Below are 636 nucleotides of genomic sequence, written 5' to 3'. Positions count from 1 at the left end.
AAGGTGCGCTGGCCGGGAGAAACATCCAGCCGACCATTTCCGCTGCCGCACAGTGACGCCAGCAGGTGCGCTTTGGCTGCCTGCGAATGGCCGTAAAGGCCAATGCTGCTGTGTCCGGTCAGGGCGCGGTCAAGCGCCTGTCCGCGTGCCTGCGCGCAGGTGAGGCGGGCCAGCAGGGCGTCAGCATCGTTATCCAGCATCGGGGCATGCAGACGCGTGTCGTTGATCCACTCGATTAACGCCTGAGAGGTGGCAGTCATCGCTGTCATTTGAGATATACGCTCCCGCTGTCGATCCAGTAGTGGCTTCCGCTATGGCGGCGGTCGGCCAGGGTATTCAGTTTAAACGTTAAGGCGTCAGGCGGCACCGGTGTCCCGTCCTGGAGCCAGGCGTCGCTCAGCTCAAACGACTCCGGGCCTTCGTGTTTCGTTCCGCCGCGCAGCTGCAGGCGCACGTTCAGCACGCCGTCTCCGGCGATGGCTTTTGCCAGCTCTGCTGAGTTAATACTTAGCGTATAGAGCGGAGTGGCGGGCCAGCGGGCGTTAGCCAACTGACGGAAGCCGAGCGTCACGTTACCGCGTAGCGGGAAGTGCAGTCGCGCATCCAGCTTCGCGCCCGGCTTATCGAGGTCGATGT

At 62.9% G+C, this 636-nt stretch carries 2 protein-coding genes; both read right to left on the bottom strand.

The features are described from left to right. The coding region (locus tag K5E19_RS23345) for a virulence factor SrfC family protein (RefSeq protein WP_221553309.1) at positions 1–269 on the bottom strand (269 nt) is incomplete at its 3' end. After that, a partial coding sequence (locus tag K5E19_RS23340; protein ID WP_221553307.1) for a virulence factor SrfB occupies positions 266–636 on the bottom strand: 371 nt, incomplete at its 5' end. The genes K5E19_RS23340 and K5E19_RS23345, both read right to left, overlap by 4 nt.

The organism is Enterobacter sp. RIT637, from assembly GCF_019718755.1.
GTDB lineage: Bacteria > Pseudomonadota > Gammaproteobacteria > Enterobacterales > Enterobacteriaceae > Enterobacter.
Note: the sequence above shows the minus strand (reverse complement) of the source record. Positions and strands in the feature narration are given on the sequence as shown.